Annotated in this window: 16 protein-coding genes; 10 read left to right on the forward strand and 6 right to left on the reverse strand. The window is 58.9% G+C overall.

Annotation, left to right across the window (positions count from 1 at the left end; all coding sequences use genetic code 11):
* Positions 1-307: 307 nt before the first annotated feature.
* Together PVE98_RS09235 and acnA are read left to right on the forward strand one after the other, a co-directional pair.
* Positions 308-466, forward strand: a complete 159-nt coding sequence (locus tag PVE98_RS09235; protein ID WP_071997406.1) for a YmiA family putative membrane protein — start codon at positions 308-310, stop codon at positions 464-466.
* 625 nt (positions 467-1,091) lie between these two features.
* Positions 1,092-3,773: an aconitate hydratase AcnA gene (gene acnA / locus PVE98_RS09240; RefSeq protein WP_096073249.1), complete on the forward strand. Its 2,682-nt coding sequence runs from the start codon at positions 1,092-1,094 to the stop codon at positions 3,771-3,773.
* A 114-nt stretch (positions 3,774-3,887) separates the two neighbouring features.
* Here acnA and ribA read toward each other — a convergent pair whose 3' ends face one another.
* Positions 3,888-4,484: a GTP cyclohydrolase II gene (gene ribA, locus PVE98_RS09245; protein ID WP_033746813.1), complete on the reverse strand. Its 597-nt coding sequence runs from the start codon at positions 4,482-4,484 to the stop codon at positions 3,888-3,890.
* Between the two features lie 229 nt (positions 4,485-4,713).
* On the opposite strand from ribA, the gene pgpB reads away from it, so the two are divergent.
* The 5 genes from pgpB (at position 4,714) to yciH (ending at position 8,336) form a co-directional block, all read left to right on the forward strand.
* Positions 4,714-5,478 (forward strand): phosphatidylglycerophosphatase B, encoded by a 765-nt coding sequence (gene pgpB, locus PVE98_RS09250; RefSeq protein ID WP_096073248.1) that lies wholly within the window; start codon positions 4,714-4,716, stop codon positions 5,476-5,478.
* Positions 5,479-5,606: 128 nt separating this feature from the next.
* Positions 5,607-5,915 carry a LapA family protein gene (locus PVE98_RS09255; RefSeq protein WP_033746819.1) on the forward strand — a complete coding sequence of 103 codons (309 nt, stop codon included), beginning with the start codon at positions 5,607-5,609 and terminating at the stop codon, positions 5,913-5,915.
* 6 nt (positions 5,916-5,921) lie between these two features.
* Positions 5,922-7,091 (forward strand): lipopolysaccharide assembly protein LapB, encoded by a 1,170-nt coding sequence (gene lapB / locus PVE98_RS09260; protein ID WP_033746821.1) that lies wholly within the window; start codon positions 5,922-5,924, stop codon positions 7,089-7,091.
* A 202-nt stretch (positions 7,092-7,293) separates the two neighbouring features.
* Positions 7,294-8,016 (forward strand): orotidine-5'-phosphate decarboxylase, encoded by a 723-nt coding sequence (gene pyrF / locus PVE98_RS09265; RefSeq protein WP_033746822.1) that lies wholly within the window; start codon positions 7,294-7,296, stop codon positions 8,014-8,016.
* Complete coding sequence (gene yciH, locus PVE98_RS09270) at positions 8,013-8,336, forward strand: stress response translation initiation inhibitor YciH (RefSeq protein WP_033746825.1); 324 nt, start codon at positions 8,013-8,015, stop codon at positions 8,334-8,336. Before pyrF ends, yciH begins: the two co-directional genes overlap by 4 nt.
* Before the next feature lie 83 nt (positions 8,337-8,419).
* Here yciH and osmB read toward each other — a convergent pair whose 3' ends face one another.
* Complete coding sequence (osmB, locus tag PVE98_RS09275; protein WP_033746828.1) at positions 8,420-8,635, reverse strand: osmotically-inducible lipoprotein OsmB; 216 nt, start codon at positions 8,633-8,635, stop codon at positions 8,420-8,422.
* A 351-nt stretch (positions 8,636-8,986) separates the two neighbouring features.
* On the opposite strand from osmB, the gene araD reads away from it, so the two are divergent.
* The 3 genes from araD (at position 8,987) to PVE98_RS09290 (ending at position 12,001) form a co-directional block, all read left to right on the forward strand.
* Entirely contained in the window at positions 8,987-9,688 is a 702-nt protein-coding gene (araD, locus tag PVE98_RS09280; protein ID WP_033746831.1) for an L-ribulose-5-phosphate 4-epimerase, read from the forward strand.
* Between the two features lie 322 nt (positions 9,689-10,010).
* Positions 10,011-10,994, forward strand: a complete 984-nt coding sequence (kdgT, locus tag PVE98_RS09285) for a 2-keto-3-deoxygluconate transporter (RefSeq protein ID WP_096073247.1) — start codon at positions 10,011-10,013, stop codon at positions 10,992-10,994.
* Positions 10,995-11,134: 140 nt separating this feature from the next.
* Entirely contained in the window at positions 11,135-12,001 is an 867-nt protein-coding gene (locus PVE98_RS09290) for a crotonase/enoyl-CoA hydratase family protein (protein WP_033746837.1), read from the forward strand.
* A 12-nt stretch (positions 12,002-12,013) separates the two neighbouring features.
* Here the strand turns inward: PVE98_RS09290 and pdeR are convergent, their stop codons facing one another.
* The 4 genes from pdeR to PVE98_RS09310 form a co-directional block, all read right to left on the reverse strand.
* Positions 12,014-13,999: a cyclic di-GMP phosphodiesterase gene (gene pdeR / locus PVE98_RS09295; protein WP_033746840.1), complete on the reverse strand. Its 1,986-nt coding sequence runs from the start codon at positions 13,997-13,999 to the stop codon at positions 12,014-12,016.
* Between the two features lie 159 nt (positions 14,000-14,158).
* On the reverse strand, positions 14,159-14,443 hold the full coding sequence (locus PVE98_RS09300) for a YbdD/YjiX family protein (RefSeq protein ID WP_033746842.1): 285 nt from the start codon (positions 14,441-14,443) through the stop codon (positions 14,159-14,161).
* Entirely contained in the window at positions 14,436-16,502 is a 2,067-nt protein-coding gene (locus tag PVE98_RS09305) for a carbon starvation CstA family protein (protein WP_096073246.1), read from the reverse strand. The genes PVE98_RS09300 and PVE98_RS09305 overlap by 8 nt, the downstream gene beginning before the upstream one ends.
* Positions 16,503-16,683: 181 nt before the next feature.
* The gene (locus tag PVE98_RS09310) at positions 16,684-18,618 is read right to left on the reverse strand and encodes an exoribonuclease II (RefSeq protein ID WP_407568584.1); all 1,935 of its coding nucleotides are present in this window, start codon (positions 18,616-18,618) and stop codon (positions 16,684-16,686) included.
* Positions 18,619-18,684: the final 66 nt, after the last annotated feature.

Consider the following 18,684-nt stretch of genomic DNA (forward strand, 5'->3'; position numbering starts at 1 on the left):
CGCCAGGATTATTCCCATACTCCAGTTAAGACCTGATGTGAAAGCGCTTTTTATCAGGACTTATTAAGTTAACTCAAATTTGAAATGGCCCTAATCGCAATTTAACTCAAATTTGCAATCTAATAATTCAATTAAGGAAATGTATCGCGGTTCATTATTCCTTAAGTTTTCAGGCCACGTTGATTAATAGCGTTAATCGTTGTGCTCAATAAAAATAACTGGATTTTCGGCCTTAATGAGTTTAGGATTCGTCCTAAATCTTAATCGATGTTATCAATCGTTTTATTGAGAGTGATTATCAAAAACTATGGCTACGAGACTGACTGTACAACCGGACTTCCGGGCAAAAAGCACCAAGGTTGAGCGCTCTGGTAACACCCGTCGCAAGGCCTGGTTAACCGTAATCGCTGCTTCTGCGCTGTTTTGGGTAGTTGTAGCATTGATGATCTGGCGTATATGGGGCTAAACCATGTGGGCAAACACACTCAGCCGTAAACAGTCGTTATCCGCGCCTCAGCTCCAGGCGCCAGCCTGTAAAGGCAAAGAGAGCAGCGTGACGGAACGCAAAGTGACTATCCCGGACAGCTGGGAACTGAGTGAGAATCAGCGTCACTTCATCGAGTCTTTCATGGACACGAAAGCTAAATAAGCTGTCAGCGTAACTGGCTTCGCCAGCGTAATACTTCTTTCCGGTTATCCGGCGGGCAAATTAAAAGCCCACTCTTTTACACTCAGCATAAAAAAAGGTGTCATCTGTCTGATGACTGCAGGATTTTTTTACGCCCGAATTCGGGAGGAGTGACGTATGAATATGACTATCAATAGCATTAAGATCTCCTGGCTGAGCGCATATGCATTCTCGTTTGCATTCTGGGCAGCGGCCGTATGGATTGCTGTATAACCTGAAAGCGGTATTTCTCCTTATTCTTTTCGCCAGCGCCTCGCATACTCTGCGGGGCGTTTTCGTTTGTCTGCACAATGGTGTAGCATTTCGTGTTGTAATCAAAACGTTAAAGAAAATGTAGTCTATCTTTAACATAAACCTTGTTCTCTCTGAGGTTACCGCGATCACGATAAGAAAAGGAGGAGCTATGTCGGACACCCTACGCGAGCAGAGTCAGGACACGCTGCAGGTCGACAAGCAGCAGTATCATATTTTCAGTCTACCCCGCGCCGCCCAACACCTCGGCAACATCGACCGCCTTCCCAAATCGTTAAAAGTGCTGCTGGAGAATCTCCTGCGCTGGCAGGATGGCGATTCCGTGACGGAAGAGGATATTCAGGCGCTGGTTGGCTGGCAGCAAAATGCGCATGCCGATCGAGAAATTGCCTACCGGCCTGCGCGCGTACTGATGCAGGACTTTACCGGCGTGCCGGCGGTAGTGGATCTGGCCGCGATGCGAGAAGCGGTAAAACGCCTCGGCGGCGACGTGGCGAAGGTCAATCCGCTCTCGCCGGTCGATCTGGTTATCGACCACTCCGTTACCGTGGATCGCTTCGGCGACGACAGCGCGTTTGAAGAGAACGTCGAGCTGGAGATGGCGCGTAACCATGAGCGCTATGTCTTTTTGCGCTGGGGCCAGAAGGCCTTTAACAAATTCCGCGTCGTGCCGCCGGGCACCGGCATCTGTCACCAGGTGAACCTGGAGTATCTCGGCAAATCGGTCTGGCATGAGCAGATCGACGGCAAACAGTTCGCCTGGCCAGATACGCTGGTCGGCACTGACTCGCATACCACCATGATCAATGCGCTCGGCGTGCTGGGCTGGGGCGTCGGCGGCATCGAAGCTGAGGCGGCGATGCTCGGACAGCCGGTATCTATGCTCATTCCCGACGTGGTCGGCTTTAAGCTGACCGGCAAGCTGCGTCCCGGAATTACCGCCACCGATTTAGTGCTGACCGTGACCCAGATGCTGCGCAAACATGGCGTGGTCGGCAAGTTTGTAGAGTTCTACGGCGACGGTCTGGCGGATCTGCCGCTGGCCGATCGCGCGACTATCGCCAATATGGCGCCGGAATATGGCGCAACCTGCGGATTCTTCCCGATCGACGACGTCACGCTGGGCTATCTGACGCTCACCGGGCGCGATGCCGAGCAGGTCGCGCTGGTGGAAGCCTACGCCAAAACCCAGGGGCTTTGGCGCAATCCGGGCGACGAGCCGATCTTCACCAGTTCGCTGGCGTTGGATATGGATAGCGTAGAATCGAGTATCGCCGGCCCCAAACGTCCGCAGGATCGCGTTTCCCTTGGCGATGTGCCTGCCGCGTTCAACGCCAGCAACGAGCTGGAGGTGAATCATAGCCAGCCGGCGCATAAATCCGTCACCTATACCGATAGCCGCACCGGTCTCAGCCATGAGATCGAAGACGGCGCCGTGGTGATCAGCGCCATTACCTCCTGCACCAACACCTCTAACCCGAGCGTGCTGATGGCGGCGGGGCTGCTGGCGAAAAAAGCGGTTGAGCGCGGCCTGAAGCGTCAGCCCTGGGTGAAAGCCTCGCTGGCGCCGGGTTCGAAAGTGGTGTCCGACTATCTGGCAGTCGCGCAGCTGACGCCTTATCTCGATAAGCTGGGCTTTAACCTGGTTGGCTACGGCTGCACCACCTGTATCGGCAACTCCGGGCCGCTGCCCGACGAGATTGAAGCCGCAATCAAAGAGGGCGATCTCACCGTCGGCGCCGTGCTCTCCGGCAACCGCAACTTTGAAGGCCGCATCCATCCGCTGGTGAAAACCAACTGGCTGGCGTCGCCGCCGCTGGTGGTCGCCTACGCGCTGGCGGGCAATATGAAGATCAATCTGCAGTCCGAACCGCTGGGGCAGGATGCGCAGGGCAGGGACGTTTTCCTGAAGGATATCTGGCCGTCGCCGGAAGAGATCGCCACGGCGGTGCAGCAGGTGACCAGCGACATGTTCCATAAAGAGTACGCCGAGGTGTTCTACGGCACCAAAGAGTGGCAGGAGATTAAAGTGAGCGAAGCGGCCACCTATGCGTGGGACGAGGGCTCTACCTATATTCGCCTGTCGCCGTTCTTTGACGATATGGAGCGCGAGCCGAAACCGGTTGAAGATATTAAAGGGGCGCGCGTGCTGGCGATGCTCGGCGATTCCGTAACCACCGACCATATTTCGCCCGCCGGCAGCATCAAAGCGGACAGTCCGGCGGGACGCTATCTCCAGTCTCACGGCGTCGACCGGGCCGACTTCAACTCCTACGGCTCACGACGCGGCAACCATGAAGTGATGATGCGCGGCACCTTCGCCAATATCCGTATTCGCAACGAAATGGTGCCCGGGGTTGAAGGCGGCTATACGCGCCATATCCCCAGCGGCGAGCAGCTGGCGATTTATGACGCGGCGATGAAGTATCAGCAGGAGGGCACGCCGCTGGCGGTGATTGCCGGTAAAGAGTACGGCTCCGGTTCGAGCCGCGACTGGGCGGCGAAAGGCCCGCGTTTACAGGGCGTGCGCGTGGTGATCGCCGAGTCGTTCGAGCGTATCCACCGTTCCAACCTGATCGGCATGGGCATTCTGCCGCTGGAGTTCGCGACGGGCGTGACGCGTAAAACGCTGCAGCTGACCGGCGAAGAGGTGTTTGATATCGACAATCTGTCGCAGCTGCAGCCGGGCTGCACGGTGCAGGTAACGATGACGCGCCCGGACGGCACGCAGGAGACGCTGGATACGCGTTGCCGCATCGATACCGGCAACGAACTGACCTACTACCGCAACGACGGCATTCTGCACTACGTTATTCGCAATATGCTTAACTAAGCGCAATGCCGGGGAAACCCGGCATTTCCCAATACGGCAATAACGCGGTCGGCGCAGGTCGCTTTGCTCTTCGTACCCTGCCGCCCGCGTCTCAGCTATTAAAACTGAAAGCAGTTATTCCGATTTCGGCAGCAAATGGCCCATCTTCGCGGCTTTGGTATCCAGGTAGTGCGCGTTCTTCGGGTTGCGACCGACGATCAGCGGCACGCGCTCAACGATATTGATGCCCGCTTCGCTGAGGATCTCCACCTTACGCGGATTATTGGTCAGCAAACGTACTTCGTTCACCCCCAGCAGCTTAAACATATCGGCGCACAGCGTGAAGTCACGCTCGTCCGCCGCAAAGCCGAGCTGATGGTTGGCTTCAACGGTGTCATAGCCTTTATCCTGCAGCGCATAGGCGCGGATCTTGTTCAGCAAGCCGATATTGCGGCCTTCCTGACGATGATAGAGCAGCGCGCCGCGACCCTCTTCGGCGATAGCGTTCAGCGCCGCTTCCAGTTGAAAACCACAATCGCAGCGTAAACTGAACAGCGCGTCGCCGGTCAGGCATTCCGAATGAACGCGCGCCAGCACGGGCGTGTTATCGCTGATGTCGCCGAAAATGAGCGCGACGTGATCGTGACCGGTCGCCAGTTCTTCAAAACCTACCATGAGGAAATCGCCCCAGGGCGTGGGCAGTTTGGCTTCTGCCACCCGTTTAAGCTGCATGTGACTCTCCAGAACCTTCAGAGGATGCGCTATTCTAAAACAGCGCACAGGCCAGTATGGCCTGAAAAAATTGGCAATATTGTGCCACAACGTGAAGTTGGGCTGGTAATTTGTCAGAGCGATTGTAGTGATAAAGCACGATTATCCAATGCGCAACAAGTTATGTTATTATTTTTAAAGATAAAGTTATTTGCAAGCGGCAAAATGAGGCCGTACCAGAGGAGAAAGGATGCTGCAGATTTTGCGTCGCACTACGGCAGGCATGTTGCTGCTGATGATCATTCCGCTCGTGGTCTGGGCGACCGGCTGGCGCTGGCAGCCTGGCGAAAGCGACGCGGTGCTGCGCGTCCTGTACTGGATGACCGAAACCGTGACCCGCCCCTGGGGCACCCTGACCAGCCTGTTGCTCAGTCTCTGGGTGCTCTGGTGCCTGCGCTTTCGCCTCAAGCCCGCGCTGCTGCTGCTGGTGATCATGAACGCCACCATTCTCACCGGGCAATACACCAAATCCTATATCAAGGATCAGGTTCAGGAGCCGCGCCCGTATGTCGTCTGGCTCGAGCATAACCACGGCCTCGACGATCGCGAGTTTTACAGCATGACGCGTAAAGAGCGCGGTCAGCGGGTCGATCAGCTGCTCGCCAGCGACCGGATGCTGCCAGGCTGGCTGAAGCGCCACTGGGCGTTTGAAACCGGCTTCGCTTTTCCTTCCGGCCATACGCTGTTCGCCGCCAGCTGGGCGCTGCTGGTGTTGAGCCTGCTCTGGCCGCGCCGCCGCTATGTCACCATTGCGGTGGTCGGCGTCTGGGCGGGCGCGGTAATGGCCAGCCGTTTGCTGCTGGGCATGCACTGGCCGGGCGATCTGGCGGTAGCGGTGGCGCTCTCCTGGCTGCTGGTCTCCTTCGCCACCTGGCTGGCGCAGCGCTTTTGCGGCCCGCTTACCTTGCCGCCGGAAGAGCGAAAGGAAGTGGCGCAGCGGGAAAACGGATTGTAATTCCGGACTTTATCCCCATATTATTGATTGCGCTTGCGTAGACGCGATGCGCCTGGCGCTGCAGGGAGCAGCATTGTTGCCGCTTTTTTGGCATACTTCTACCGGATAACCTCACAACAGGATGCACTGTGAAATATTTGCTGATTTTCTTAGTGGTATTGGTCATTTTTATCATTTCCGTCACCTTAGGCGCGCATAACGACCAGGTCATCACCTTCAATTATCTGCTGGCGCAGGGCGAATTCCGTATCTCTACGCTGCTGGCTGCGCTGTTCGGCGCGGGGTTTGTGCTGGGCTGGGCCATTTGCGGTCTCTTCTGGCTGCGCGTTCGCGTTTCGCTGGGGCATGCGCAGCGCAAAATCAAACGTATGCAGACGCAGCTGGATAAAAGTGCGCCGCCCGCCGCCTCATCGACCGCCGTCGCGGGTCGGGAATAGTCCTCCATGCATGAATTGCTGTTTCTGTTATTGCCCGTCGCTGCGGCTTACGGCTGGTATATGGGGCGACGCAGCGCGCAACAGGACAAGCAACAGGAAGCGAGTCGCCTGTCGCGGGATTACGTCGCAGGCGTTAACTTTCTGCTCTCCAACCAGCAGGATAAAGCGGTCGATCTCTTTCTCGATATGCTGAAAGAGGACAGCGGCACGGTAGAGGCGCACCTGACGCTGGGTAATCTGTTCCGTTCGCGGGGCGAGGTGGATCGCGCGATACGCATTCACCAGTCGCTGATGGAGAGCGCTTCGCTCAACTACGATCAGCGCCTGCTGGCGATCCAGCAGCTGGGTCGCGACTATATGGCCGCCGGGCTTTACGATCGCGCCGAAGATATGTTCAAGCAGCTGACCGATGAAACCGACTTCCGCATCAGCGCGCTGCAGCAGCTGCTGCTGATCCATCAGGCGACCAGCGACTGGCATCAGGCGATAGAGGTCGCCGAGCGGCTAGTGAAGCTGGGCAAAGATAAGCAGAAAGGGGAGATCGCCCACTTCTACTGCGAGCTGGCATTACAGGCGATGAGCAGCGACGATCTCGATCGCGCCATGAGCCTGCTGAAAAAGGGCGAAGCGGCCGATCGCCAGAGCGCGCGCGTGTCGATCATGATGGGGCGTATCCTGATTGAAAAGGGCGAGTACGTTAAAGCGATCGACCATCTGCAGCGCGTGCTGGATCAGGATAAAGAGCTGGTGAGCGAAACGCTGCCGATGCTGGAAACCTGCTATCAGCGGCTGAATCAGCCGGACGCCTGGGCAGCCTTTCTGCAGCGCTGCGTAGATGAGAACACCGGCGCGGCGGCCGAACTCTATATGTCCGATATTCTCGAGCGCCATGAAGGGCCGGAAGCGGCGCAGCTCTATATCAATCGCCAGCTGCAGCGTCATCCCACCATGCGCGTTTTCCATCGCCTGATGGACTTCCACCTGCACGAAGCGGAAGACGGACGCGCCAAAGAGAGTCTGATGGTGCTGCGCGATATGGTCGGCGAGCAGATCCGCACCAAGCCGCGCTATCGCTGTCAGAAGTGCGGCTTTACCGCTCACGCGCTCTACTGGCACTGTCCTTCCTGCCGCACCTGGTCTTCGGTCAAACCGATTCGCGGACTCGACGGTCAATAGCCGATCGTCGCGCCATTTTATGCCTTAATTTTCCTTAGTTACAACATACTATAAAGGCGTCAAAAACGTCTGCGCGGCAATGTGCAACTTATCGCCATGCAGGCGGCGAGGGCGCCGCAAACGTTGTCCCTGGCGAGAGGCGCGGGTAGAATGCTTGCCGTTTGTCCCCTTTGCCTGTCGCCGTCAACTACGAGGAAATGCCATGCCTTTATCGTCAACCGTGACCGCGTCGCCCATTGTGGTGGCGCTCGATTATCACGATCTCAACAGCGCATTGCGTTTCGTCGACCAGATTGATCCGCAGAGCTGCCGCTTAAAAGTCGGCAAGGAAATGTTCACGCTGTTTGGCCCGGCGCTGGTGAAGGATTTGCAGCAGCGCGGTTTCGAAATCTTTCTCGACCTTAAATTCCACGACATTCCCAATACCACCGCCCATGCGGTCGCTGCGGCGGCCGACCTTGGCGTCTGGATGGTGAACGTGCACGCCAGCGGCGGCGCGCGCATGATGAACGCCGCGCGCGAAGCGCTGCTGCCGTTCGGCAAGGAGGCGCCGCTGCTGATCGCCGTCACGGTGTTAACCAGCATGGACGCCGAGGATCTGCGCGGCCTCGGCATTACTCTGTCTCCCGCCGAACAGGCGGAACGCCTGGCGAAGCTGACTCGCGAGTGCGGCCTCGACGGCGTGGTCTGTTCGGCCCATGAGGCCGCGCGTTTCAAAACCGCTATCGGCGCCGATTTCGCGCTGGTGACGCCGGGCATCCGTCCGGCAGGCAGCGACGCTGGCGATCAGCGCCGCATCATGACGCCGCAGCAGGCGCAGCAGGCGGGGGTAGACTATATGGTGATCGGGCGTCCGATTACCCAGTCGGCCGATCCCGCCGCCACGCTGTCAGCTATTTTAACCTCGCTTAAGGAGTCCGCATGAGCCGCGACAATCCGCTGGTCTATTCCACCGACGCGGGCCGCATCGAGCAGCCGCAAGAGAAGGTCGAACGCCCGAAAGGCGACGGCATCGTGCGCATTCAGCGTCAGACCAGCGGCCGCAAAGGCAAAGGCGTCTGCCTGATTACCGGACTCGATCTCGACGACGACGCCCTGAACAAGCTGGGCGCGGAGCTGAAGAAAAAATGCGGCTGCGGCGGGTCGGTGAAAGAGGGCGTTATCGAAATTCAGGGCGACAAACGCGATCTGCTTAAACAGCTGCTGGAAGCGAAAGGGCTGAAGGTTAAGCTGGCGGGCGGTTAAATAAAAATCGGGCTACGTCTGTAGCCCGATGGTTATGTTGATACGCTGTGTAGCCTTTTATTATTAAAACGGCTTCTCGGTCATTAATGGACCTGATGACCGATAACGCCGCCCACCGCCGCGCCGCCCAGCGTGCCGAGCGCGCTGCCGTGCGTTAACACCGAACCACCAATCGCGCCAGCGCCGGCGCCGATAGCGGTGTTACGATCGCGTTTTGACCAGTTGGAACAGCCGCTCAGCGCGACAACTAAAGTGGTAGCCAAAACAGCTGCGGTAATACGTTTCATGGTTGTTGTCATAAACTTCTCCTTGATTGTGCTCACAGAGGCAACACACTCAGTATAGGTGTTTTTTTCCTCTGTTCTTATATCTACCCGTATTACGCCATCGCTTCTTCCCTGAAGATGCCGATATGCCTTTCACTATGGACAATGTTGTCTCGGGCAGATAAATGCAGTCGGCAAACAGATCCGCCCATTGCATGAGTGAATTCTAAGCCTTATGCAAATTTTCCGAAGATGGAAGATTCCTAATTCGCGCCACATTTTTTATTTATCAGCCGTTTTCCGCCTCTTTTCCAGCCAGTCTCTCCATAAGCTTTTTAGCCAGCGCCTGCACAATTCAGAGATCAATCTGAGCAGGAGAAAACAATGCTGGAACAACTCAAACAGCAGGTTCTGGAAGCGAACCTGGATTTGCCGCGCTACAACCTGGTGACCTTTACCTGGGGCAACGTTAGCGCGGTGGATCGCGAGCAGGGTTTACTGGTGATCAAGCCTTCGGGCGTCAGCTACGCCAGCATGCAGCGCGACGATATGGTGGTGGTCGATCTCGCCAGCGGCGAGGTTGTCGAGGGAAACAAGCGTCCTTCGTCCGATACCGCCACCCACCGCGCGCTCTATCTGGCCTGGCCAGAGATTGGCGGCATCGTGCATACCCATTCGCGCCACGCCACCATCTGGGCGCAGGCCGGCCGGGCGATCCCGGCCTGGGGCACCACCCACGCGGACGACTTTTATGGCGAAATCCCCTGTACCCGCGCCATGTATGACGATGAAATTCAGCGCGACTACGAGTGGAACACCGGCGGCGTGATTATCGAGACCTTCGCCCAGCGCGATCTCTCGCCCAGCGCTATTCCGGCGGTGCTGGTGAACTCGCACGGGCCGTTCGCCTGGGGACGCGACGCCCATGCGGCGGTGCACAGCGCCGTGGTGCTAGAAGAGGTGGCCTATATGGGGCTGTTCAGTCAGCAGCTGCGCGCCGACCTGCCGCCGATTAATCAGACGCTGCTCGACCTGCACTACCTGCGCAAGCACGGCAAAAACGCCTGGTACGGCCAAAAAGAGTAATCCGCCGCGCCAGCGATGTGAAAGATGACGTAAGCATCAACACGCAGGCGGTATCAACCGAAGGTTAAGGCGCTCCGCATTACCACGTTGCCTTCGGTTGATGCCGCCTGCGTGCATTATTAAACAACCGCTAATCCCGTTAGCGATTTCGCTAGTATGGCGACGGCGATCAAAATAACGAAACATACCGGTCACTAAAAATAAAACAGCGTTTCATTTTTACGATGAGATCACTGTTTTCCCTCGCTGCGACCCGTACTTTGCTGTCACGCCCTCGGGCATAAAAAACGCACCTCCCTCTGGACAGCAAAGGTGATCCCTTATGCATATCAAACGTGCTATCGATAAAATACCTGGCGGCATGATGCTCATCCCGCTCTTTCTCGGCGCGCTTTGCCACACGCTGACGCCTGGCGCCGGCAAATACCTGGGTTCCTTCAGCAATGGCCTGATGACCGGTACGGTGCCGATCCTGGCTATCTGGTTCTTCTGTATGGGCGCTTCTATCAAGCTGAGCGCCACCGGCGCAGTCCTGCGCAAGTCCGGCACGCTGGTGATCACTAAAATCGCGGTGGCCTGGATAGTGGCGGCGATCGCGTCCCGCGTCGTACCCGAGAACGGCGTCGAGGTCGGCATGTTCGCCGGGCTCTCGACGCTGGCGCTGGTGGCGGCGATGGATATGACCAACGGCGGCCTCTACGCCTCGATCATGCAGCAGTACGGCAGCAAAGAGGAGGCGGGCGCCTTTGTGCTGATGTCGCTGGAGTCGGGCCCGCTGATGACCATGGTCATCCTCGGCACGGCCGGCATCGCCTCTTTTGAACCGCACGTCTTCGTCGGCGCGGTCTTGCCGTTTCTGATCGGCTTTGCCCTCGGCAATCTGGATCCGGAACTGCGGGAGTTTTTCGGCAAAGCGGTGCACACGCTTATTCCTTTCTTCGCCTTTGCGCTGGGCAACACCATTGATCTCACGGTGATCGCGCAAACCGGCCTGCTGGGCATTCTGCTGGGCGTGGCGGTCATCATTGTTACCGGCATTCCGCTGATTATCGCCGACCGGCTGATCGGCGGCGGCGACGGCACCGCAGGCATCGCCGCGTCGAGCACGGCGGGCGCAGCGGTAGCGACGCCGGTGCTGATAGCGGAAATGCTGCCGCAGTTTAAACCGGTTGCGCCAGCCGCCACCGCGCTGGTAGCGACGTCGGTGATTGTCACCTCTGTGCTGGTGCCAGTGATAACTGCTGTCTATTCAAAACGCGTTAAGCGTTCTCGCGTTGCGGTTGGCCAGCGCGCGGCAATTAAGTAACCCCGCTTAAGCATCCCCGACCTCTAAGTCGGGGATATCTCTGGATTTTACTTTATAAATCAAACTCTCATTTGGTCTGGCCTCTCTCTGCATTACGCTGATGTTGCGTTTAACGCATCAAATAAACAGAGGATGAGACGATGACAGTAATTAACCAACCAACCTGCCGACTGTTCACCGAAGTGGGACAGACCACTCAGCTTGCCGCGTACTACGAAGAGGGCCGCCGCACCATGTGGATGATGCTGAGGGCGCAGCCGCGCCCCAGCTTCAACCATGAATTGATCGAGGAGATCATGAACCTGAGCTATGCGGCCCAGCGTTCCGGTCTGCCGATCGATTTCTGGGTCACCGGTTCGCTGGTGCCGCAGATGTTCAACGCGGGCGGCGATCTGCGCTTCTTCGTCGAGTGCATTCGCAACAACCGCCGCGAGGCGCTGCGCGCCTATGCGCGGGCCTGCGTCGACTGCATTCACTCGGCGGCGCGCGGCTTCGACACCGGCGCGGTCACCATTGCGATGATTGAGGGCAGCGCGTTAGGCGGCGGCTTCGAGGCCGCGCTGGCGCACCACTTTATCCTGGCGCAAAACAACGCGCGGCTCGGCTTCCCGGAGATCGCCTTCAACCTGTTCCCCGGGATGGGCGGCTACTCTTTAGTGGCGCGTCGGGCCGGGATGAAGCTGGCGGAAGAGCTGATATGCGAAGGGGAGTCGCACAGCGCCGAATGGTATGAGACGCGCGGTCTGGTGGACAAGGTGTTCCAGCCCGGCGAAAGCTACCGCTGCACGCGTACCTTTATCGATACGCTGCGGCCGAAGCTGAACGGCGTGCGCGCCATGCTGAAGGCGCGCCAGCGCGTTCTGCAACTGTCGCGCGCCGAGCTGATGGATATCACTGAGGACTGGGTCGATTATGCCTTTACGCTGGAGCCGAAAGACATTGCCTATATGGAACGTCTGGTGCAGCTACAAAACCGCCATAGCGCATCCTTGCGTAAAGCGGGCTAATAACGCGGAGTTTTAAACGCGGGCAGGATGCTTAGCCAGCCAATGCCCGAACTGTTCTGCGGGCATTGGTTTTGCGTAGAAATAGCCCTGACGCCCGTCCACGCCGTTGAGGAGAACAAATTCTTCTTCCGCTTTCGTCTCGATGCCCTCGGCGATGACTTCCAGCGTCAGCGCCTTAGCGACGGCGACAATCGCGCGCACCAGCGACTGCGAGACCGGCTGCTCATTAATATTGCGAATAAAACTTTGATCAAGCTTGATGGCGTTGATCGGCACGCGCGCCAGCTGCGACAGCGAAGAGTAGCCCGTGCCGAAATCGTCGAGATGCACCTGCGCGCCCAGCTCCTGGAACTGCTTCATCAGGGTCAGCGCCTGCGCTTCGTTTTCAATCAAGCAGCTTTCGGTCAGCTCGATATCGATCGGGCACTCCGTCAGTCCGCTATCCATCAGCGCCAGCTTGAGATCGCTGTAGATGCTCTGGTCGATCAGCTGTCGCGCCGAGACGTTGACCGCCACGCGGAGATTAATGCCTTCTTCGCGCCAGGCCAGAATCTGCCGCAGCACGGTCAGCATTACCCAGCGGCCGAGCGGCACAATCAGCCCCGACTCTTCGGCATAGGGAATAAAGTCGGCGGGCGAAACCATGCCGCGCTCCGGCGAATTCCAGCGCACCAGCGCTTCCGCGCTGCGCACCACGCCGTCGCTGTCGAGCTTCGGCTGATAGAACACCGTCAGGTGATCCTGATCGAGCGCCTTGCGCAGGTTGGTGTCGAGCCAGAGATATTCAAACACGCGCTGATTCATTTCAGAGGCGAAGACGCAGAACTTGCCGCGCCCGTTCTCTTTGGCGTGATACATCGCGGTGTCGGCGTTGCGGATCAGGCTTTCGCGATCCTCGCCGTGCAGCGGCGCCAGCGCGATGCCGATAGAGCAGCCGCTGTAGACCTCAATCAGGCCGATACGGAAGGGCTGGCGCAGACGCTCGAGAATGCGCGACGCCATCGCCTCCAGCGCCGCCTGGCTGGTGTGCTCCGCCAGCACCACGAATTCGTCGCCGCCGAGGCGCGCCAGCGTCTGGTCTTTCCCCAGACAGCTGAGGATCGCCAGCGACACCGCCTGCAGCAGCTGATCGCCGAACATATGGCCGTAGGCGTCGTTCACCTTCTTGAAATTATCGAGATCGAGGTAGACCACGCCGGTCTCATCCTCTTTCGCCAGCTCCAGCGCCAGGCTAATTTGCTGGTGGATCGCGTTACGATTAGGCAAACCGGTCACCGTATCGGTGTTCGCCATCACCCGCAGGCGCTCCTGAGCCCGTCGCTCCTCGGTTATGTCCGTTCCGGAACAGATGAGGAAAATTTCATTTTTCCCGCTACCGCTGTGAACGAACTTATTACGAAACAGAAAGAGTCGCTGGCCCTTGCGGGTCTTCACCCAGCGTTCCACCTCATAGGAATTGCCGTCGCGGAAGAAGCCGGCGATGTTGCGGCGCGAGGCGGCCGCTTCCTGTTTGGTCATAAACAGCTGGAAAACGTTGCGACCGATCACTTCGTGCTCGTTGAGGCCGGTGTACTCCTCGCTGAGGCGGTTGAAGCGCTGAATATTGCCGCGCTGATCGACAATCACGATCACCGAGTTAGCTTCAGAGACCACCTGTTCGGCAAACGAGAGCCCCAGCGTCAAATCGCGCGCGACGGCGGAGGTATCACCCCACGCGGAGGCGGTGCCGGCCCAGCTCGACTGGTTTACCTTGCGGCCGACGAAATGCATCGGCACCGGCGTGCCGTGCAGCGGCAGCGTCAGGTTTACGCTGGAGGTGATCACCGTCATGGCGCGCAACAGGGTGGCCTGCGCGGGCGTCAACGCAACGGCGATGTTGGTGTGCGCGTTTTCATCCTCTGCAAAATGCAGGGCGTCGCTGTCGGTGGTCAGGCGCCAATGAGGGCTGGTCGTGCCAAACAAGGTATACAGCAACGTTTGCCCTTGTTCATCGGTCATGGAAAGGTCCTCCGGGGGAGTGCTCTACTGGCGTTATCTCATTATTTTATCAACAGTATTCGGCATCTCACTTCAGCACAAGATGCCAGCCAAATATATTTTCCGGTCTGATAAAGAATGGCACAAAAAAGCCCCGCGTCGCGGGGCCGATTTACCTGCTTAACAAGGACATTTTCCCAGCTTGCCTGCCTGACTGGGGAACCGGGCATCAAGACAGTAACGATGAAAATCGCGCTCGCTCATCGGAGCCAGATCCGGGTGTTGACGCTGCATATGCTGAAGATAATTTTGATAATCCTGCACGCCCACCATCAGCCGGAAGCTTTGCTGCAGGCCGCGCCATAGCGTTCGCCAGCTAAAGCGTTTGGGCGCGTCGAGCGGACGGCAGCGGGTAATGGCGTTGAGGCGCGCCGGACGGGCGGCGCGGCGAATCGCATCAGACATGGTGCACCTCCTTACGCAGCGACGGCTCCGCTTCGTGCGTGGTCGGCACGTTGCTGCGCAGGGCGCGGCGAATCACGAAGAAGGCGGCGATCAGCATGGTGACCGCCACCAGCATAAAGAAGCCGCACAGCACGGCGTTAATCTGGTTGCTGAAGACGATGGTTTGCATATCCGCCACGCTCTTCGCCGGGGCGATAATCACCCCTTCGTCGATGCCTTTGCGGAACTTGTTCGCCTGCGCCAGAAAGCCGATCGAAGGCTTCTCATGGAAAATCTTCTGCCAGCCCGCCGTCATCGAGGTGATAAACAGCCAGACGGTCGGCAGAATCGTCACCCAGGCGTAGCGCTGCTTCTTCATCTTAAACAGCACCACGGTGCCGAGGATCAGCGCCATCGAGGCGAGCATCTGGTTGCCGATGCCGAACAGCGGCCACAGGGTATTGATGCCGCCCAGCGGATCGACCACGCCCTGATAGACGAAAAAGCCCCAGCCGGCGACCGCGACCGCCGTGCCCGCCATATTGCCCACCCACGAGCGGTTATTCGCCAGCGACGGCACCACGGTGCCGACCAGATCCTGCACCATAAAGCGGCAGGCGCGCGTCCCGGCATCCACGGCGGTCAGGATAAACAGCGCTTCGAACAGGATGGCGAAGTGATACCAGAAGGCCATCATCGCGCGGCTGTTGAAGACGTCGGTGATGATATGCGCCATGCCCACCGCAAAAGTCGGCGCGCCGCCCGCGCGCGACAGCACCGAAGCCTCGCCGACGTCGCGCGCAATGCCCGAGAGCATCTCCGGCGTCACCACGAAGCCCCAGCCGTTAATGACCTGCGAGGCGTTCTCGACCGTGGTGCCGATCAGCGCCGCCGGCGCGTTCATGGCGAAGTAGACGCCGGGATCGATAACCGACGCGCAGATCAGCGCCATGATGGCGACGAAAGATTCCATCAGCATCGCGCCGTAGCCGATAAAGCGGATATGGCTTTCGCGCTCCACCAGCTTCGGCGTGGTGCCGCTGGAAACCAGCGCATGGAAGCCGGAGATGGCGCCGCAGGCGATAGTGATAAACAGGAACGGGAAGAGCTGGCCGGCGAAGACCGGGCCGCTGCCGTCGATAAAGCGCGTCACCGCCGGCATCTTCATCTCCGGCATGGCGAAGACGATGCCGACCGCCAGTCCGACGATCACGCCGATTTTCAGGAAGGTGGAAAGATAGTCGCGCGGCGCCAGCAGCAGCCAGACCGGCAGCACCGAGGCGACGAAGCCGTAAATGACCAGCACCCAGGTCAGCGAGGTCCCTTTCAGGGTAAAGAAGGGGCCCCAGTAGGGATCCTGCGCCACGTTGCCGCCGTAGATAATCGCCGCCATCATCAGCACAAAGCCGATCAGCGATACCTCTGCGATTTTGCCGGGACGGATAAAGCGCATATAGACGCCCATCAGCAGCGCAATCGGAATGGTCGCGGCGATGGTAAAGAGTCCCCACGGCGAGTTGGCCAGCGCTTTCACCACCACCAGCGCCAGCGCGGAGAGGATGATGATCATCACGCCGAGCGCGCCGAGCATGGTAATCACGCCGGCAAAGGCGCCCAGCTCCTGACGCGCCATTTCGCCCAGCGAGCGGCCGTCGCGGCGGGTAGAGATAAACAGCACGAGGAAATCCTGCACCGCGCCCGCCAGCATTACGCCGACGAGGATCCAGATGGTGCCGGGCAGAAAGCCCATCTGCGCCGCCAGAATCGGCCCGACCAGCGGTCCGGCGCCGGCGATCGCGGCGAAGTGGTGACCGAACAGCACCCATTTATTGGTCGGGACATAGTCGAGGCCGTCGTTGAAGCGCTCGGCGGGGGTACGGCGGCGATCGTCCAGCTCGAAAATATTGCGGGCGATAAACAGGCTGTAAAAGCGATAGGCGATGCTGTAGCAGGCGACGGCGGCCACCACCAGCCAGACGGCGTTAACGTGCTCGCCGCGGTTTAACGCCAGCATGGCGAATGCGCCCGCGCCGACTAACGCCACCGCTAACCAGATGACACTGGTTTTGACGTTCTTCATGACCTCACTCCTTGTATGAACCGAAAGGGACGTTCAAAGACAACGAGTCAAAGGTAATGTAATGGAATGTAAGTGAAAGTTAATGTGTTGAGAAGTGTGAAGCGGGGAACATATTTAACATTTGTGTAAACAGAGAGGTGAAAATGCGGGATAACAGCAATTATCCCGCATCTTTTCATGCTCAGACGGCCGGGCGGGCCACCACGCTGCGCGTTTCCATGCGCACTTCGGCGATGGTCACGTCGATCACGTCGGTCACGCGGAAGGCGACTTCGCCTTTGATCTGCACGGTACCGCTCTCCTGGCTGCACACCAGTTCGTCGCGCACCGCGTGGATAAAGGGCGCCGGAATAAAGGCGACCGCGCCATTCTCCAGCAGGCGCACGCGCATGCCGCCGCGCGAGACGTCGATAATCTCGGCGCTGAACTTGCGATCGGTCCCGGCGTGCGGCGCCAGCCAGCGCGCGTAAAGCCAGTCGCCGACGTCGCGCTCCGCCATACGGTTCAGGCGACGACGTTCGCCCATGGTCGCCGTCAGCGCCTCATCCGGACGCGCGCCTTGCTCGCCGCGGATAATCGCTTTCAGCAGGCGATGGTTGATCATGTCGCCCGATTTACGGATCGGCGAGGTCCAGGTGGCGTACGCCTCCAGGCCCAGGCCGAAATGGGGACCTGGCTCGGTGCTGATCTCGGCGAAAGACTGGAAGCGACGGATGCGGCTGTCGAGGTACTGCGTCGGCTGCGCGTCGAGCTGACGACGCAGCTGGCGGAAACCTTCCAGCGTGGTGATGGCGGCGGCATCGACGTTGACGCCGTGGCTGGCCAGCACGGCGGCGGCCTGCTCGGCGTTGGTGGCGTCGAAGCCGGTGTGCACGTTGTAGACGCCGAAGCCCAGCTTCTCGCGCAGCACCTTACCGGCGCAGACGTTGGCGAGGATCATCGCCTCTTCCACCATGCGGTTGGCGATGCGGCGCGGCTCGGCGACGATATCCAGCACTTCGCCTTTCTCACCAAGAACAAAGCGGTAATCCGGGCGATCTTTAAACACCAGCGCTTGGTTCTGACGCCATTCGCTGCGCGCCAGGCAGATGCGGTGCAGCAGACGGATCTGCTGGGCGATTGCCTCGCTCTGCGGCTGCCATTCGCCGCTGTTCTCCAGCCAGTCGGAAATCTGGTCATAGACCAGCTTGGCTTTCGATTCGATCCAGGCGGCGAAGAAGTGCACGTCGTCGCCCAGCGAGCCATCCTGCGCCACGGTGACGCGGCAGACCAGCGCCGGGCGGCGCACGTTGGGACGCAGCGAACAGACGTCGTCGGAGAGTTCGCGCGGCAGCATCGGGATGTTGAAGCCCGGCAGATAGTTGGTGAAGGCGCGCTGCGCCGCCAGCTTGTCCAGCTCGCTGCCTTCCGGCACGTAAGCGGTGGGATCGGCGATAGCGATAGTCAGACGCAGCGTGCCGTCGGCGTTCTCTTCGACGTAGAGCGCGTCATCCATATCTTCGGTGCTGGCGCTGTCGATGGTGACGAAATCGAGCGCGGTAAGATCCTCGCGCGTCAGCTGTTCGTCCAGCATCTCGCCAAAGCCGACCTGCGGCGCTTCGCGCTCCAGGTTATGGCGCGACAGGGTAACCCACCACGGCGCCAGATGATCGTCGGCTTTAACGATAAATTCGGTCAGTTCGGCGTAGAAACCGCGGTCGCCTTTCAGCGGATGGCGACGCATTTCGGCAACGGCCCAGTCGCCCGCCTGGAAATCATGGCTCAGGCCACGCACCGGACGGCAGGGGATCGCGTCTTTTAACAGCGGATGGTCCGGAACGATGGAAAGACGGTCATCTTTCTTCTGTACGCGGCCGACAAAGCGGCTGAGAAAGGGTTCGATCAGCGTTTCAGGCTCGGCGCTTTCACGATCTTTATCGCTGTGGATGATGGCGGATACCCGGTCGCCGTGCATCACTTTCTTCATCTGCGGCGGCGGAATGAAATAGCTTTTCTGCGCGTCGACTTCAAGGAAGCCGAAACCTTTTTCGGTGCCTTTAACGACACCTTCTGCGCGGGGAGTCTGCGCGTGGAGCTTCTCTTTAAGCTGCGCGAGCAGCGGATTATCCTGGAACATAGTCAGTTTAGTTTCGTGGCCTAAGAGCGGCTGCTAGTTTTACGCGAATCAGGGGCGCGCGGCAAG

The sequence above is a fragment of the Pantoea sp. GABEPS69 genome (assembly GCF_045780835.1).
GTDB classification, from domain to species: domain Bacteria; phylum Pseudomonadota; class Gammaproteobacteria; order Enterobacterales; family Enterobacteriaceae; genus Pantoea; species Pantoea septica.

Coding starts and splice junctions, on each gene's coding strand:
- PVE98_RS09235 (WP_071997406.1), top strand. CDS start 308: ATGGCTACGAGACTGACTGTACAACCGGACTTCCGGGCAAAAAGCACC.
- acnA (WP_096073249.1), top strand. CDS start 1,092: ATGTCGGACACCCTACGCGAGCAGAGTCAGGACACGCTGCAGGTCGAC.
- ribA (WP_033746813.1), bottom strand. CDS start 4,484: ATGCAGCTTAAACGGGTGGCAGAAGCCAAACTGCCCACGCCCTGGGGC.
- pgpB (WP_096073248.1), top strand. CDS start 4,714: ATGCTGCAGATTTTGCGTCGCACTACGGCAGGCATGTTGCTGCTGATG.
- lapB (WP_033746821.1), top strand. CDS start 5,922: ATGCATGAATTGCTGTTTCTGTTATTGCCCGTCGCTGCGGCTTACGGC.
- pyrF (WP_033746822.1), top strand. CDS start 7,294: ATGCCTTTATCGTCAACCGTGACCGCGTCGCCCATTGTGGTGGCGCTC.
- yciH (WP_033746825.1), top strand. CDS start 8,013: ATGAGCCGCGACAATCCGCTGGTCTATTCCACCGACGCGGGCCGCATC.
- osmB (WP_033746828.1), bottom strand. CDS start 8,635: ATGACAACAACCATGAAACGTATTACCGCAGCTGTTTTGGCTACCACT.
- araD (WP_033746831.1), top strand. CDS start 8,987: ATGCTGGAACAACTCAAACAGCAGGTTCTGGAAGCGAACCTGGATTTG.
- kdgT (WP_096073247.1), top strand. CDS start 10,011: ATGCATATCAAACGTGCTATCGATAAAATACCTGGCGGCATGATGCTC.
- PVE98_RS09290 (WP_033746837.1), top strand. CDS start 11,135: ATGACAGTAATTAACCAACCAACCTGCCGACTGTTCACCGAAGTGGGA.
- pdeR (WP_033746840.1), bottom strand. CDS start 13,999: ATGACCGATGAACAAGGGCAAACGTTGCTGTATACCTTGTTTGGCACG.
- PVE98_RS09300 (WP_033746842.1), bottom strand. CDS start 14,443: ATGTCTGATGCGATTCGCCGCGCCGCCCGTCCGGCGCGCCTCAACGCC.
- PVE98_RS09305 (WP_096073246.1), bottom strand. CDS start 16,502: ATGAAGAACGTCAAAACCAGTGTCATCTGGTTAGCGGTGGCGTTAGTC.
- PVE98_RS09310 (WP_407568584.1), bottom strand. CDS start 18,618: ATGTTCCAGGATAATCCGCTGCTCGCGCAGCTTAAAGAGAAGCTCCAC.